Origin of the sequence: Corynebacterium sp. HMSC05D08 (assembly GCF_001807215.1) — a bacterium.
In the GTDB taxonomy this organism is placed as follows: domain Bacteria; phylum Actinomycetota; class Actinomycetes; order Mycobacteriales; family Mycobacteriaceae; genus Corynebacterium; species Corynebacterium striatum.
In genome coordinates this window covers 273,385-289,396 of record NZ_KV788340.1, presented here as the reverse complement: position 1 = coordinate 289,396, position 16,012 = coordinate 273,385, and the positions used below count along the sequence as shown (strand labels likewise).

The window sequence follows — 16,012 nt, the reverse complement described above, 5'->3', positions numbered from 1 at the left end:
TCTTCGGCCTTAGGCTCAGACTTCTCTTCTGCCTGAGCGGAATCGTCGGAGGAATCGGAAGCAGACTCGCCCTCGTCACCGATGATGGCAATCACGGCACCGACGTCGACGGTGTCATCTTCCTCAGCCTTGATTTTGAGGATGGTACCCGCGACAGGGGATGGAATTTCGGTGTCGACCTTGTCGGTGGAGACCTCGAGCAAAGGCTCGTCGACCGCGACGGTATCGCCCACGGACTTCAGCCACTGGGTAATCGTGCCTTCGGTTACGGATTCGCCCAGTTCGGGCATCACAACGGAGTGTGCCATAAGTAATAAGACTCCTCGAAAGTCGGAATTGTTTAACGCTGGTCATTAATCCTACCGCGTGTCTAGTGTCAGCGCGCACATGTGGGTGTAGCCGTGCCTATAAGTGGGGGAGGGCGGGGGACTCAGGCATACAGCAAGACAGTTGAGTAAACTCGTAGGCTATGTTTAATCCCTTTCGACGAAACCGGTCTCAATCACAGCTGCGGCCCCCGCGGGCACCAGGAGAGACCATTCGGAAGGAAGATGCTCTAGCCCTGCAAGAGTGGGCGCGCGGACGCGTCTATATCGAGGCATTCGTGGAGCCGGAAACCGTGGTCAATGAGATGTCCGTGGTGGTCGTCGACGAGCACGGTGACTTTATCCGCCGCCGGATTGGCGGCCCCAAAGGAATTGACGCCGTAGCCAAGCTCTTGCAGTGCGACGTCTATGACGTAGAGGAGACGGGGTACCCCCAACGCATGCGCGAGCGGATCGAGCGCGAACGTATTCTGCGCAAGCGAGAAGAACAGCGCCAACGCAGGGAACGCTTTGAGCGTGAACATGGCAGCGCTAAAGACAACCCAAACGATCCTTCCGCTTAGCGCTTAAAAATAAAGCTGACAAATAAAACAGCAAACGGCGAGTAGCTCCCGCAACCAATACGGTTGCCGGGCGCTAGTCGCCGTTTCTGTGTGTTACTGAGCTAGCAGATTACTTGGAAGCAATCTCGCGCAGCGTTGCCACGACAGTACGCACTGGCACGCCGGTGGCGCGCTTCGGGGTGTAGCCGCGAGGGCTGCCGTTGTTCCAAGACGGGCCAGCGACGTCGATGTGTGCCCACTCGATGCCTTCGCCGACGAACTTCTGCAGGTAGGTGCCTGCATACTCCATGCCGCCTTCGCGCTTGGCGTTGATGTTGCGGATATCCGCAGCCTGGGACTTGATTTCCTCGTCGTGCTCCTCCAGCAGCGGCATAGCCCAGGCGTTCTCGCCGACCTCACGGCCGATTTCCGCGATGCGGTCGCGGAAGATCTCAGAGCCCATGACACCAGCGGTACGGGTGCCCAGGGCGACGATCTGGGCGCCGGTCAGGGTAGCGGTTTCAATGAGGTAGTCCGGGTTGTCCTCAGACGCGCGAGCGATGGCGTCTGCCAGCACCAGACGGCCCTCGGCGTCGGTATTAAGAACCTCAGAGGTGATTCCGCCGTAGTGGGTAATGACGTCACCCGGACGAGTAGCGCCGGAGCCCGGCATGTTCTCCGCGAATGGCAGGGTAGCGGTGATTTTCACCGGAATCTCCAACTTCGCAGCCGCGATGATGGCAGCAGCCATCGCAGCGGAGCCACCCATGTCAGAGATCATGTCCCACATACCGTTGCCCGGCTTCAGGGAAATGCCGCCGGTATCGAAGGTGATGCCCTTGCCCACCAAGGCCACGGAGGTCTTGGCCTTCTTCGGAGCCCAGGTCAGGCGCACCAAGCGAGGTGGGCGCTGAGAGCCCTTGCCCACGGAGATGATGCCGCCGAAGCCTTTCTTCTCCAGCTGCTTCTCATCGAGGACCTCAACCTCCAGACCAGCTGCCTCAGCCTCAGCGGTGATGAACTCAGCGTAGGTCTCTGGGTACAGGACGTTTGCCGGAGTGTTCACCAAGTCGCGGGCGAGGTTTACCGCCTCCGCGGTGATGCGAGCTGCCTCGAACTCTTCAGCCGTAGACTTGCCACCGATAACGGTGAAGGAAGCCGGTGCCTCAGCCTCGGAGGCTTCGGTGGAGCGGATGCCGCGGTAGGAGTAGCCGCCAAGGATAAGGCCCTCGACAGCGGCGCTAATGCCAAAGTCCGACAGCGTTGTGGCTACCGCACCAGCGCCAGCAAGAGCGCGTGCCGCAGCGCCCGCATTACGGCGCAGAATCTCGGCGTCGAGAAGCTCTGCGTCACCCAAGCCCACAGCAACGATGGTGGAAGCCGCAGCGTCCTTCGGTGCAGGGATGCGGGTAATCTCGCCCGCGCGACCGGTGGCGCCAACTGCAGCCAGGGCGTCGTAAGTAGCGCGCAGCGCATCCGGGCTCAGCAGGGCGCTGCCTGGTACCTCAAGCCCATCCTCGCTGGTAAATGTTGCGATAAGCAGGGCATCGACCTTCTTAGGGGCTTTCTTGGCCAATTCAACGGTGGGGAATGTGCCACGGGCTGGCAGGGTAAACGCGGACTTTGCCACGGTTTCCTCCTTGCATTCGGGGGTGAATAGTTTTACCTCACTCACCATACCCTTAGTGCTGGCGTCGGTAATCTGCCCCTTTTCCTGCCTGGCTATAGATAAAGGGGTAGCCTGTGAGCATGTTGAACTACACCGTGACCCGCACTGAAAATCCCACCTCTCCTGAACGCCTAGCTGAGATTCTGGCGAACCCAGGCTTCGGCAAGCACTTCACCGATCACATGGTGACCATCGATTGGAACGAAGAACAGGGCTGGCACGACGCACAGGTGCGCCCGTACGAGCCGTTCAGCATGGACCCGGCCTCCAACGTTTTCCACTACGGCCAGGCGATCTTCGAGGGCATCAAGGCCTACCGTCAGCCGGATGGCTCTATTGCTACCTTCCGCCCGGAGGAGAACGCGCAGCGTCTCAACAACTCTGCTGAGCGCATGGCTATGCCGGCTCTGCCGGAGAGCGAGTTCGTCGAGTCCCTGCGTCAGCTGGTCGAGGTAGACAAGGACTGGACCCCCGAGGCTGGCGGTGAGGCTGCCCTCTACCTGCGTCCTTTCATGATCTCCACCGAGGTCTCCCTGGGCGTTCACCCGGCTAACTCTTACCGCTACATCGTTATCGCTTCCCCAGCAGGCGCCTACTTCGAGGGTGGCATCAAGCCGGTTTCGGTCTGGCTGTCCACTGACTACGTGCGCGCAGCACCCGGTGGTACCGGCGCGGCGAAGTTCGCCGGTAACTACGCAGCTTCCTTGCTTGCGCAGGCACAGGCTGCGGAGAAGGGCTGCGACCAGGTTGTCTGGCTCGACGCCATCGACCGCAAATATATCGAAGAGATGGGCGGCATGAACCTGGCCTTCATCTACGGCGAGGAAGGTGACCAGACTCTGGTCACCCCAGCCCTGTCGGGCTCCCTGCTGCCGGGCATTACCCGCAAGTCCCTGCTTGAGGTTGCACAGGACATGGGGCTGAAGGTCGAGGAGCGTCGCATCACCGCGCAGGAGTGGCGTGATGACGTTGCTTCCGGAGCCATGACAGAAGCCTTTGCTTGCGGTACCGCCGCAGTTATCACCCCGGTGGGCCACGTCTTGGGCGATGACGTGGACTTCGTCGTCAACAACAACGAGGCTGGCAAGACCACCTTGGCATTGCGCGAGCGTCTGACCGGCATCCAGCGTGGTTCCGTAGAGGATACTCACGGCTGGCTGCACACGCTGACTAAGTAGCAAAACGAGATAAGGGAGGGCGCCGCGCTTGGCGACGCCCTCCCTTCCGCATGTTTTCCCACACGCTTCTCTGGGTTAGTCCTCGTATTCAGTCGCAGGAGCTGGTGATTCGTTGCTTTCTGCAGCGGCGAGGACTGCGAGCTCGTCGCCTGCCAGTTCAACCGCGGCGTCGATAAGCGGCACTGCACTTAACGCTGCAAGGCCTTGGCCGGCGCGCATCCTGAGCTCGAGCAACGGCTGCAGCTTCAGCAGCTCAAGGGCCTTGATGTGGGAAGGCTCCGTGGTCGCGCTTGCCGCATAAAGCCAGTGCTTGACTCCGGGCGCCAGCTTTTCGGCATAGACGGCGGCGGTGGCGGTAAGGGGGCCGTCGATAAGCATCGGTGTTCGGCGCGCTGCCGCCTGGCACATAAAGCCCACCAGGGCAGCAAAGCTCGGTGAGGAGGCTGCCTTGATGACTTCGATGCCATCGAGATTGCGGATGCGGAACATTGCATCGCGGATGACGGTGACTTTGGTCTTCCACATTGCGTCGGTGGTTCCAGAACCCGGACCCACGATGACAACCGGCTCGGTGGCAGTGAAGTTGCCCATGAGAACGGCCGCCACGGAGGTGCCACCCACGCCGAGCTCGGCGGGGATGAGGAGATCGGCGCCGGCATCAATCTCTGCATCGGCCGTGGTCTGCCCAAGCGTGAAAGCGGCGTCGAACTTTTCAGTGCTCATTGCGGGCTCCACATCAATGGAGCCAGAAGGCGCGCACTCCACGACGTGGATGCTGGCGCCTGTGCGGCGTGCCATCGTGTGTGCAGGGCCTGCGCCCTCTGCGAGCTCGGTGAGCTGTTCGGCGTCCGACTCTGGAGCGAATGCGGAGAGCCCAACGCCCTCAAAGGTGCGGGTAGCGATGCCGTGCGCGCCGGCAAACACGATGACGCGTGTGCGCTGTAGCGGCGCGGCAGGTGCTACGCCTTGGCAGGCGGCGAGCCAGCTTGCGACGTCATTGAGCGTGCCAAAAGAATCGCCGCGTACAGAGGTACTTAAGGCGTCTGCTACTGCGAGACGCGCCTGCTGATCCGGCCGTGGAACCGGAGTGATTTCAGGCATCACAACTCCTAAGCCTTGGGAAGAAGACGGTTAGACCGTAGCGCCGCGCTCAACGCGTGGCTTCGGGGTGCGCCACTTACGCGGCTGGGTTGCACGAGAATAAGCATAGAAGCCCAGTCCGAAACCTGCCTCGGTTGTGCCAGGGAACTTCAAACGCACCGAGTTGTTGCACTTGCGTGCCAGCCAAATGCCTTCGATAGCGAAGATTGCGATGAAGACCATAGAGATGATGGAGACCCAGTTGGCAAAGTTCGGGTTGTAGTTGCCCAGCAACATAACAACCAACAGGACGATAGCTGCTGGCATTACCCACTCGTTGATGAACTTGCGGGAGTCAACCCAGTCACGTACGTAGCGGCGCACTTCACCCTTATCGCGGGGGAGGAGGTAGCGCTCGTCGCCACTTGCCATGCGCTCCTGTGCGACACGGTTCGCCTCACGGGACTCCTCGCGCTCCTTGCGCTTATAAGCCTTCCACTCCTCCTTGGACATGGAAGCTTTGAGCTCCTTGCGGCGCTGGTAACGCTGCGCATCGGACATGCCGTTTGGATCGCGCTTTACGCCGCGGGCGATCTCTTGCTGATCACGCTTTGGCGTCGGGCGGCCCTTCGGCGGGGTGTAGCCCTTGCGGTGGGTTTCGGAGTGCTCTTCGCCGGCCTCGTGCTGTGCGGCGGAAGTATCCGCCTGCGATGCAGGGACAGCGGCGTCCTGGGACGCGTTTTCATCTTTTTGCCACGGAAGTTTCACGGTGATCAGACTACAAGGTTGGTAGTCAATAATGGGAATAGGCCCGCCGCCCATGACGTTGCAAGGAATGTAACCGAGGTCAACCTTTTCCCGATCACGCTGATCGGGGTAGGGTAGGGGCCAGAAAACCCGTACTTATTTGAGGAGAAGACATGACCGCTCCAGCTTCCGCTACCGGTGTCATCCTGACTGAGGCAGCAGCCGCCAAGGCAAAGGCTCTGCTTGACCAGGAAGGCCGCGACGATCTAGCCCTGCGTATCGCTGTGCAGCCAGGCGGTTGCGCTGGCCTTCGCTACCAGCTTTACTTCGATGACCGCACACTCGACGGTGATAAGGTCGACACCGTCGGTGGCGTCAACCTCGTGGTGGACAAGATGTCCGTCCCTTACCTCACCGGTGCCAAGATCGACTTCGCTGACACCATCGAGTCTCAGGGCTTTACCATCGACAACCCGAACGCCGGCGGCTCCTGCGCTTGCGGTGACTCTTTCAACTAAATAGCGCTTTTATAGCGAAAGCGGGCTTGGAGGCAAGGTACCTTCCAAGCCCGCTTTGTCGTTTTATTCTTACTTCTTATTCTGCTTGGTTTCCCGCCTTCTTGGTTGATGACGTTGCCCATGCAAAAGGCTCTCCCCCTTACCCGGAGGTAATAGGGGAGAGCCTTCGAATAAACGTCAAAGTGACGAAACGCTCTGGCTTAGAGCTTTACGGGGTAGTCGCGCTGCTCGATCTGTGGATCGATGCGGTTTTCGACGAAAATGCCGTGCCAGATCATGAAGGACAGGACGGTCCACAGGCGGCGGGAGTGATCGGAGACGCCATCGCGGTGCTCCTTGAGCATCTCCAGGACTTCCTTCTTGTTGAAGATGTCCTCGGTCTGCGACTCGTTGATCTGGTCTTGTGCCCACCCGTAGAGCTCGTCGCCGGCCAGCCAGTGGCGCATCGGTACCGGGAAGCCCAGCTTCTTGCGGTGCAATACGTGCGGTGGAACGATCTGCTCCATGGCCTTGCGCAGCGCGTACTTGGTGGTGCCGTGGGAGATCTTCAGATCGTGTGGAATGGTTTCTGCGACCTTGAAGACTTCCTTGTCTAGGAACGGAACACGCAGCTCCAGGGAGTTGGCCATGTTCATCTTGTCTGCCTTGACCAGAATGTCACCACGCATCCACGTGAACAGATCCAGGTGCTGCATGCGGGCTACTGGATCGAAGTCACGGGACTGCGCGTAGATAGGTGCGGTCACCTCGCGGTGATCCCATTCTTCCTTGGCCCATGGGATGACGCGCTGCATCTGCTCGAAGTTGAAGGAGCGGGCGTTGCCGTAGTAGCGCTCCTCCATGGTCATAGAACCACGGTTGAGCAGCGACTTCCCCTTCATGCCCTCGGGAAGTACCTTGGAAAGCCGGCCTAGACCGCGACGCAGTGGGGATGGGATCTTTTCGAAAGGTGCCAGGGAAAGCGGCTCCTTATAAATGGTGTAACCACCGAAGAGCTCGTCGGCGCCCTCGCCAGAAAGAACCACCTTGACGTGCTTGCGGGCTTCCTGCGCCACGAAGTACAGCGGGACCAAAGAAGGGTCCGCGACTGGATTGTCGAGGTACCACATGATCTTCGGGATCGCGGTGGCGTATTCCTCGGGGGAGACAATCTTGACAATGTGCTCCACGCCAATTGCCGCAGCGGACTCGGCGGCAACGTCCACCTCGGAGTAGCCCTCGCGCTCAAATCCGGTGGTGAAGGTGAGCAGGTCAGGGTTGTGGCGCTTGGCCAGTGTTGCGATGGCAGTGGAATCAATGCCGCCAGAAAGGAAGGAGCCTACGGTCACGTCTGCGCGCATGTGCTTCTCGACGGAGTCCTCGAGAGCTTTGGCAATCTTGTCGAAGAGCTGCTGCTCCTGCCCCTGGGCAACCTTCTGTACTGGGAAGCGTGGCTTGAAGTAACGGTCGTTGACCACCTTCTGGCCCGGCTTTAACGTGACGGTGGAACCGGACTCAACGCGACGAATGTTGGAGTGTAGGGACTCTGGCTCCGGCACGTATTGCAGATCGATGTAGTGCTCGATAGCTCGCTTGTCTAGGCTCAGGTCTAGACCGAGCGGCTCCGCCATTTCGAGGATGCACTTCATTTCGGAAGCGAAGATGGTGCCTGCATCCGTGGTTGCGTAATAGAGCGGCTTGATGCCGAACTGGTCGCGGGCTGCGAACATCGTCTTGGTTTCGGTATCCCAAATGACGAAGCCGAACATGCCACGCAGGTGGTTGACCACGTCTTCACCCCAGTGGTGGTAGCCCACGACGATCGGCTCACCATCGCCCTCGGTGTTGAACTTCAGGCCGGCAGCGCTAAGTTCTTCACGCAGCTCGATGTAGTTGTAAATTTCGCCGTTAAAGGTGAGGGCGTAGCGCTCTGGGTTATCTTCTGGTCCCCAGCGAAGTGGCTGGTGGGAGTGCTCAAGGTCGATGATGGAAAGACGGTTGAAACCGAAGGCCGCATCTTCGTCATGCCAGGTGCCGGCGGCATCTGGGCCACGGTGGCGCATGCACTGAAGGGACTGCTCAAGGGCGTCTACGTACTCGGCCGCATTGTGGTTAGCGGTCAATAGTCCGCAAAGTCCGCACATAGTGTGGTTGCTCCTTATTAATGAAGGGTATTTTTCTTCCGACCACTTTACGGCGCGAAGGGGGCAAAAGCAGGAACGCGCGCCGAGTTGGCAGCTTCATCTCAGGCTTCATTAAGCTGATAGGGCAGAGGTGGCGTGAGCTTACCCTTTAGGGTGCGAACTTTCGGATGATGCAGACGCCGGCGCTTTGTGAATTGAGTCATAGATGAAGGGGGTCTATAGGGGGCTTGGTTGGGCCCTTATGCAGGTGGGCCGGTAACATCCACAGCGTTCTTTGCTTGCAGAGCTTAAAAGCAAGAGTTTGTGGACTCCGAAAAGGTAAGAAACGCAGGCTCCATCCACTATCCTGATTGGATAGGAATGCTCTGTGAGTATTCGAGAAGTTTGTGTGGACAGAAAGGCAGAACACACGTGGGACAGCGTAAGCAGCGCAACTTTGCTCGCAAGGCGGGCCTAGCTGGCGCAATCGCTCTTGGTGGCTTTGCATTGGCCGGTTGTGACGTGAAAGCTCCAACCGCCGTTGAGAACCTCTTGGGCTTTGGTTGGCCAAAGGGTATTACCCCTGAGGCAGAGTCCATGTACAACTTCTGGATTTGGGTCTGGGTTGCAGCATGGATTATCGGTTTTATCATGTGGGGCTTGTTCCTCATTGCCATCTTCAACTGGAACGCGAAGAAGGCTGAGAAGGACGGAAAGGGTGAGTTCCCGAAGCAGCTGCAGTACAACGTGCCGCTGGAGATGGTGCTGACCATCGTTCCGATCCTCATCATCATGGGCCTGTTCTTCTTCACTGTTCAGGCGCAGCAGAAGGTTACTGCCCTGGATAAGAACCCAGAGGTTACCGTCGATGTCACCGCTTACCAGTGGAACTGGAAGTTCGGTTACGCCGAGAACAAGGTTGATGGCCAGAACTACAACGGCGAAGACGTCGAGCGTAAGAAGCTGGCGGAAGAGTCTGCTATTGACCCTGAGGGCGTAAAGAACCCGAACCCAATTCACGGCAAGTCCATGGGTGATCTCTCCTACCTGAACTTCAACAAGATTGAAACCGTCGGTACCACCGAGGAGGTTCCAGTTCTGGTTCTTCCTTCTGGGACTCCGATTGAGTTCCGTCTCGCTTCCGGTGACGTCTCCCACTCCTTCTGGGTTCCGGAATTCCTCTTCAAGCGAGACGCCTACGCACACCCTGAGGCAAACGCTCAGGAGCGTCGTTTCCAGATTGAAGAAATCGCCGAGGAAGGCGCATTTGTTGGCCGTTGTGCTGAGATGTGCGGTACCTACCACGCCATGATGAACTTCGAGATTCGCGTCGTTAGCCGCGAAGACTTCAATAAGTACCTCACCTTCCGTGAGCAGAACCCGGAGGCAACCAACGCTGAGGCTCTTGAGCACATCGGCCAGGAACCGTATGCAGTGACCACCTCTCCGTTCAACTCTCAGCGCGATACCCGCGACGGTGACAACTTTGTTGGCACCCCGAAGGCATAAGTAGAAAAGGACTGAATTCACAATGCGTGCAACATCTAAGGTCTTCTACTCGATTGCGACCTACCTATTCGTATCCCTCGTGATCTACGTCCTGGGCGTTAACTTCGTTAAGGATGATGGCTACCTCTACGGCCCCGAGTGGGCAGGCATCGTAGGTTTGGTTCTTGCCTTCCTACTCTGTGTCATGCTTGGCGTATACCTCAGCTTTACCGACTCCCGCGTCGACGTCGCTCCTGAGGACTGGGAAGAGGCAGAGACTGAGGACGGCGCTGGCATCCTCGGCTTCTTCTCCCCGGGTTCCATCTGGCCGCTGGCTATGACCGGCTCCATCGCCCTGCTGGGTCTTGGCATCATCTTCCTGTACTTCTGGTTGATTGTGCTTGGCGCTGCCTGCCTGGTGGCTTCCGTTACTGGCCTGTCCCTGCAGTACGGTCTGCCGAAGGAAAAGCACTAGGCTTTTCGTGAGTGTCGGAACAAGCTTCACGACGCCCGCCTGAAACTTCTCGCGTCCCCCATCGCATAAGCGGTGGGGGACTTTGGCGATCTTGCGTCGGTTAGACGCCAAAAAAGTTCCCGAAGGTTCCAAGAAAATTTCGAAGATGCTCGCCATTGGGGGAGAGCGAGCCGTGAAACTAATGAGCATACGTAGCGCTTTTGAGGAAGTAATAGCACGTGAGGGCCACTTTTTACGGGGGTCAACCGAAAGTTGGAAACCTGCGATTTTAACCTGAAGTCCTTTGTGATTTATGTCATTGAACTTCCTCCTCAAACTGGTTGCAAAGGATGGATGAAGGTCTCAACTTTCGAAACGCAAATTTGGCCTAGTTAGGTGCGGGCTGTTTAAAAGCTTGTTTACCTGCAGGGATGAGGCGTCGTAAAGCGCGCTCAAAAGTTCCCGCTAAACCGTATTTTTTCCAAATTGGGAACATTCTGGCAGTGGGCTGCAAACGAAGTAGGAGGCGGTTAAGAAAATCGGGGGGAATAGAAGTGACTTCAGGGTTCTGACCGGCCATACTGTTAAGCGTGACGAGCGTAGTTTCAAACCAAGGTATGGCAGCACCACGTGTTGCCGCGCTGAACCGACCCAACATGGTCAGCGTGGGCACCATCGTGTTCCTGTCTCAGGAATTGATGTTCTTTGCCGGACTGTTCGCGATGTGGTTCACATCCCGCGCGAACGGCCAGGAAGGCGACTGGGCGGAGCATACCGCTCATATCAACGTGCCGATGGGCTTTCTCATTACGGCAGTGCTGATTACGTCTTCCGTGACCTCTCAGTTCGGCGTTTTCGCAGCAGAAAGGGGTGACGTATACAAGCTCCGACTCTGGTACTCAGTGACTTTGCTTTTGGGTGTTGTCTTCTTGGGCATCATGGCATTTGAGTGGACAGAGTTGATCATTCACGGTGTGACTATCCAGTCCAGCGTTTTCGGTTCGGTCTTCTACATTCTGACCGGCTTCCACGCTGCACACGTGACCGCAGGTCTTATTTCGTTCGCGATCATTTTGGCGCGTATCGCTAAGTCCAAGTTCACGCCTGCACAGGCAACCGCAGCGATGGCAGTGTCTTACTACTGGCACTTCGTCGACGTTGTCTGGATCGGCGTGTTCGTAGTCATCTACCTAGTCCAGTAGGCCGTAGGAGCCCGGGAGCAGGCTCTCGGCCTACAGCCATCCATTTCCGTGTACGAGTTATCTAAAGGAAAATGATGGATAACATCCAGCAGACCGCCGCAGTGGAAGAGACCACTGCCGCGGCTAAGAAGACCCGCCGTCGCCGTAAGGCGAAGCGCACTCTTGCCGGCGCCTTCGCTCTGAGCATCGGCCTGACTGGCGCTGGTGTCCTGGCTTCTGCCTTGACCCCGGATGCGCAGATCGCCACGGCTCAAAAAGATGACCAGGCTCTCATCCAAGAGGGTAAGGACATCTACGATGTCGCTTGTATTACTTGCCACGGTGCAAACCTTCAGGGTATTGAGGGCCGCGGTCCTTCCCTCGTAGGTGTCGGCGCCGGATCCGTGTACTTCCAGGTTCATTCTGGTCGTATGCCGATGATGTCTAACGACGCACAAGCAGAGCGCAAGACCCCGCGCTATACCGAGCAGCAGACTCTGGCACTGGCTGCATACGTCGCTGCGAACGGCGGCGGCGCAGACATCGTCTACAACGAAGACGGCACCGTCGCGCAGGAATCTCTCCGTGGCGCTAACTACAACGGCCAGATTCAGGCCGAGGACGTAGCTAAGGGCTCCGAGCTGTTCCGCATGAACTGTGCATCCTGCCACAACTTCACCGGCCAGGGCGGCGCGCTGTCCTCCGGTAAGTACGCTCCGCCGCTGGCTCCGGCCAACGAGCAGGAGATCTACCAGGCAATGCTGACCGGTCCGCAGAACATGCCTAAGTTCTCCGACCGCCAGCTGACCGCAGACGAGAAGAAGGACATCATCGCCTACCTCAAGTCTGCAAAGGAAACCCCGTCTCCGGCTGGTTGGGACCTCGGTGGTCTCGGACCAGTTGCTGAGGGTCTTGCAATGTGGATCATCGGCATCAGCGCTCTGTGCGTTGCCGCTATGTGGATTGGATCGCGCTCATGAGCAATGTAAAGAAGAACTACACCGACGCTGAGCTCGACAAGATGAGCAATGACGAGCTGGCTGCCCTCGGCACCGAGCTCGACGACGTAACCGTTGCATTCCGTAAGGAGCGCTTCCCGGTCGAAGGCGACCCAGCTGAAAAGCGTGCCGCCACCAACGTAACCATCTGGTTGCTGATTTCGGTCATCGCAGGCCTTGCCTTCTTGGGCGTATACCTGTTCTGGCCGTGGCAGTACAAGATGCTGGGTGAAGACGGCCTCTGGGGCCACACCCTGTACACCCCATTGCTGGGTGCTACCTCTGGCCTGGCCATCATGGCCCTGGGCTTCGCAATCGTGCAGTACGTCAAGAAGATTCTGCCGGAAGAAATTTCCGTGCAGCGTCGTCACGACGGTCCTTCCGAGGAAGTTGACCGCCGTACCCTTACTGCATTGCTCAACGACTCGTGGAAGACCTCCACTCTGGGTCGCCGCAGCACCATCAAGGGTCTGCTCGGCGGTGCCGGCGTTCTGTTCGGTTTGACTGTTATTGCTCCGCTTGGCGGCGCGGTTAACAACCCGTGGAAGAAGCGCCACGACCTGAACTACGCAGGTGACGGTACCCTGTGGACCTCCGGTTGGACGATGCACGAGAAGGGCGTCAAGCTCTACCTGGCACGTGATACCTCCACTATTGCTGAAAAGCACGAGGGCGAGTCCGGTACTCACTACACCACTCGTGGCCTTGCTCGCCTCGTTCGCGTACGTCCTGAGGACCTCGCTGCCGGCGGCATGGAGACTGTTTTCCCGCTCGCTGCGGAAGACGTCAACGATGGTGACCTGTGGTCTGAGGATAAGGACGTCTACGAGAACCACATGCACTCCATTCACGGCAACCGTAACGCCGTGATGCTCATCCGCCTGCGTCACTCCGATGCGCAGAAGGCTATTGAGCGTGCTGGTCAGGAAGACTTCCACTACGGCGATTACTACGCCTACTCCAAGATCTGTACCCACATTGGTTGCCCGACCTCTCTGTACGAGGCTCAGACCAATCGCATTCTCTGCCCGTGCCACCAGTCGCAGTTCGACGCTTTGCACTACGGCAAGCCGGTCTTCGGGCCTGCTGCTCGTGCACTGCCACAGCTGCCGATCGGCGTGGACGAAGAGGGCTACCTCGTTGCCAAGGGCAACTTCATTGAGCCTGTCGGACCTGCATTCTGGGAGCGTAAGTCATAATGAGTAACAAACTTGCCAAGATGGGCAACAACATGGATTCGCGCTACTCCGCTGCCGGAGTACTGCGAACCCAGCTGAACAAGGTCTTTCCGACCCACTGGTCTTTCATGCTCGGTGAGATGGCTCTTTACAGCTTCATCATCCTGCTGTTGACCGGTATCTACCTGGCACTGTTCTTCGACCCTTCCATCACGAAGGTCATCTACGACGGTGCGTACACCCCGCTGAACGGCGTCGAGATGTCTCGCGCATATGCAACGGCGCTTGACCTCTCCTTCGAGGTTCGCGGTGGTCTGTTTGTCCGCCAGATGCACCACTGGGCAGCACTCATGTTCATGATGTCCATGGTTGCTCACATGCTCCGCATCTTCTTCACCGGTGCGTTCCGTCGCCCGCGTGAGGCCAACTGGATCATCGGTTGTGCACTGATTCTCTTGGGCATGGTCGAGGGCTTCCTCGGCTACTCTCTCCCGGACGATCTGCTCTCCGGCGTTGGTCTGCGAATCATGTCCGCTATCATCCTGGGCCTGCCTATCATCGGCACCTGGCTGCACTGGGCAATCTTCGGCGGCGACTTCCCGTCCGACCTCATGCTGGACCGTTTCTACATCCTGCACGTTCTGGTTATCCCGGGCATCATCCTGGGCCTGGTTGCCGCTCACCTCATCATGGTTTGGTTCCAGAAGCACACCCAGTTCCCTGGACCGGGTCGCGCTGAGAACAACGTTGTTGGTGTCCGCATTATGCCGGTCTTCGCTACGAAGGCAATCGGCATGGGCATGATGGTGGCTGGCGTTCTGGCCCTGATGTCTGGTCTGCTGACCATTAACGCCATCTGGCTGCTTGGCCCGTACAACCCGTCTCAGGTCTCCGCTGGTTCCCAGCCGGATATCTACATGCTGTGGACTGACGGTGTTGCTCGTGTCATGCCGGCATGGGAGCTGTACCTCGGCAACTACACCATTCCTTCCGCATTCTGGGTTGCACTGCTTTGTGGTGCGATGGTCGTCCTGCTGTTCGCTTACCCATTCCTTGAGAAGAAGTTCACTGGCGACGACGCTCACCACAACCTGCTGCAGCGTCCTCGTGACGTTCCGGTTCGCTCCGCTATCGGCGCAATGGCAATCACCTTCTTCCTGCTGGTGACCCTGTCCGGTGGTAACGACCACGTCGCACACTTCTTCCAGATCTCGCTGAACGCAATGACCTGGGTTGGTCGTATCGGCCTCATCGTCTTGCCTCCAATCGCTTACTTCATGACGTACCGCATCTGCGTTGGTCTGCAGCGTTCCGACCGCGAGGTCCTGGAGCACGGCATCGAGACCGGTGTTATCAAGCAGCTGCCGAATGGTGCCTTCATCGAGGTCCACCAGCCGCTTGGCCCGGTCGACGAGCACGGCCACCCGGTCCCGCTGGAGTACGCTGGCGCACAGGTCCCGAAGCAGCTCAACCAACTTGGCTTCGCTGACGCCGAGACCCAGGGCATCTTTGCTCCGGACGACGCCGCTCTCATGCACCGCGTCCACGAGATTCACGAAGAAAACCATGCCGAAGAGGCAGAGATGTACCGTCGTCTCAACGAGGCTAACCGCCGCGATGACGAAGAGAACGGCCGCATCTAAGCCCTCCTTTAAGGGTTAGCGCCCGAAACTCGCTCACAACCCCCGTCTCCTCCTTTATAGGAAGTAGAGATGGGGGTTTCGCGATCCTGCTGGAAGACCTAGCGGTTGTTTCCTAGATTGGTTCCCTGGTCGGCTATCAAGGCGTGTAGGGGCGGGCGTTAAGGGGAGCTGGCACCGGGGTGCAATATCTGTTACCTCCGTTGGAGCATTCTGGCGCCACGATGGCTTTAGGCGCGCCCTAAGCGCTGTCTGCTGGAGTGAGGAGCCTTCTAGACAAGTTGTGGGATCGATCAGGTGGTGAGAATCAGGAATTGTCGGGAAATTCCCTTCGAGGATAAATAAGAGAAGCCTTTGAAAAGCGCCGGCAGTTCTTGCCTAGTTATGCCTCTGTACATGGCTGGCACGGCTACTCAATCCAGTGTGCAGATTTGGTCCTATATATAGGAAGGGTTTGAGTTCTTACGAGGCTGCTACCGTGTGGGCGTGCTTTGCTTTTGCTGCTCTACGCTGTTTGCTCTCATATAAGGTGTTAAGGGAAGAGTCTGAATAAGCAGGGGAGTGCGCCCGCCGCAGATTTACTTTGTGGCGGATAATGACACGGGATGGCATTTAGAATCGGCTTCAAGGGCTTGTCACGTGATTCCGGGACTGTGTCTTGGTTAGCGCGGGGTACAGCGTCCTAAGGCGGCTATAGCGGCGTTGCTAACTGTCAAACCGAGCGGTGTGGAGTTCTCTGGCACCGACCTGACGTTGATTACGGCTCGTGGATTCTCATTTAAGTCTGCTATTTAGGATGCTGATCTTGGCCGTTTTCGGGGCGAGTTTAGAGTGAAAGTTGTTGTTCTAGCGCCTTGTGTGAGTTCGTTTAGTGACCATGTGTCGAAGCTCACAAAATACATTTTTCAACG

The 16,012-nt window shown here is 57.9% G+C and carries 14 protein-coding genes; 9 read left to right on the top strand and 5 right to left on the bottom strand.

The annotated features are described in order from the left end of the window. Positions 1–308 (bottom strand): biotin/lipoyl-containing protein (locus tag HMPREF3148_RS08950; RefSeq protein WP_305764323.1); only part of this gene is annotated, 308 nt, incomplete at its 3' end. Between the two features lie 161 nt (positions 309–469). Between HMPREF3148_RS08950 and HMPREF3148_RS13295 the strand changes: the two genes are divergently transcribed. Beyond that, positions 470–889, top strand: a complete 420-nt coding sequence (locus HMPREF3148_RS13295; protein ID WP_080969994.1) for an oxidoreductase — start codon at positions 470–472, stop codon at positions 887–889. A gap of 109 nt (positions 890–998) precedes the next feature. Here the strand turns inward: HMPREF3148_RS13295 and HMPREF3148_RS08940 are convergent, their stop codons facing one another. Then, positions 999–2,546, bottom strand: a complete 1,548-nt coding sequence (locus tag HMPREF3148_RS08940; RefSeq protein ID WP_070509020.1) for a leucyl aminopeptidase — start codon at positions 2,544–2,546, stop codon at positions 999–1,001. 71 nt (positions 2,547–2,617) lie between these two features. Here HMPREF3148_RS08940 and HMPREF3148_RS08935 point away from each other — a divergent pair, with 71 nt between their 5' ends. Next, positions 2,618–3,715, top strand: coding sequence for a branched-chain amino acid aminotransferase (locus HMPREF3148_RS08935; RefSeq protein WP_049146906.1), 1,098 nt, complete (start codon positions 2,618–2,620; stop codon positions 3,713–3,715). A gap of 75 nt (positions 3,716–3,790) precedes the next feature. On the opposite strand, the gene HMPREF3148_RS08930 is transcribed toward HMPREF3148_RS08935, so the two are convergent. Continuing rightward, a complete protein-coding gene (locus HMPREF3148_RS08930; RefSeq protein ID WP_049159212.1) occupies positions 3,791–4,816 on the bottom strand; it encodes a nicotinate-nucleotide--dimethylbenzimidazole phosphoribosyltransferase in 1,026 nt (341 codons plus the stop codon). A 30-nt stretch (positions 4,817–4,846) separates the two neighbouring features. Continuing rightward, complete coding sequence (locus HMPREF3148_RS08925; RefSeq protein ID WP_046645391.1) at positions 4,847–5,563, bottom strand: DUF3043 domain-containing protein; 717 nt, start codon at positions 5,561–5,563, stop codon at positions 4,847–4,849. A gap of 152 nt (positions 5,564–5,715) precedes the next feature. Here HMPREF3148_RS08925 and HMPREF3148_RS08920 point away from each other — a divergent pair, with 152 nt between their 5' ends. Then, on the top strand, positions 5,716–6,060 hold the full coding sequence (locus tag HMPREF3148_RS08920) for a HesB/IscA family protein (RefSeq protein WP_005528647.1): 345 nt from the start codon (positions 5,716–5,718) through the stop codon (positions 6,058–6,060). A gap of 200 nt (positions 6,061–6,260) precedes the next feature. Here HMPREF3148_RS08920 and asnB read toward each other — a convergent pair whose 3' ends face one another. Beyond that, complete coding sequence (gene asnB, locus HMPREF3148_RS08915) at positions 6,261–8,183, bottom strand: asparagine synthase (glutamine-hydrolyzing) (protein WP_049063082.1); 1,923 nt, start codon at positions 8,181–8,183, stop codon at positions 6,261–6,263. Positions 8,184–8,594: 411 nt separating this feature from the next. Between asnB and HMPREF3148_RS08910 the strand changes: the two genes are divergently transcribed. The 6 genes from HMPREF3148_RS08910 (at position 8,595) to HMPREF3148_RS08885 (ending at position 15,104) form a co-directional block, all read left to right on the top strand. Continuing rightward, positions 8,595–9,671 carry an aa3-type cytochrome oxidase subunit II gene (locus HMPREF3148_RS08910; protein WP_005528651.1) on the top strand — a complete coding sequence of 359 codons (1,077 nt, stop codon included), beginning with the start codon at positions 8,595–8,597 and terminating at the stop codon, positions 9,669–9,671. A 22-nt stretch (positions 9,672–9,693) separates the two neighbouring features. Then, positions 9,694–10,125, top strand: coding sequence for an aa3-type cytochrome oxidase subunit IV (locus HMPREF3148_RS08905; protein WP_049063083.1), 432 nt, complete (start codon positions 9,694–9,696; stop codon positions 10,123–10,125). A gap of 596 nt (positions 10,126–10,721) precedes the next feature. Further along, positions 10,722–11,306, top strand: a complete 585-nt coding sequence (locus tag HMPREF3148_RS08900) for an aa3-type cytochrome oxidase subunit III (protein WP_180298325.1) — start codon at positions 10,722–10,724, stop codon at positions 11,304–11,306. 71 nt (positions 11,307–11,377) lie between these two features. After that, complete coding sequence (locus tag HMPREF3148_RS08895) at positions 11,378–12,265, top strand: cytochrome bc1 complex diheme cytochrome c subunit (RefSeq protein WP_005528657.1); 888 nt, start codon at positions 11,378–11,380, stop codon at positions 12,263–12,265. Beyond that, positions 12,262–13,482: a cytochrome bc1 complex Rieske iron-sulfur subunit gene (locus HMPREF3148_RS08890; protein ID WP_005528659.1), complete on the top strand. Its 1,221-nt coding sequence runs from the start codon at positions 12,262–12,264 to the stop codon at positions 13,480–13,482. The genes HMPREF3148_RS08895 and HMPREF3148_RS08890 overlap by 4 nt, the downstream gene beginning before the upstream one ends. Further along, the gene (locus HMPREF3148_RS08885) at positions 13,482–15,104 is read left to right on the top strand and encodes a cytochrome bc1 complex cytochrome b subunit (RefSeq protein ID WP_005528662.1); all 1,623 of its coding nucleotides are present in this window, start codon (positions 13,482–13,484) and stop codon (positions 15,102–15,104) included. Before HMPREF3148_RS08890 ends, HMPREF3148_RS08885 begins: the two co-directional genes overlap by 1 nt. Positions 15,105–16,012 lie beyond the last annotated feature (908 nt).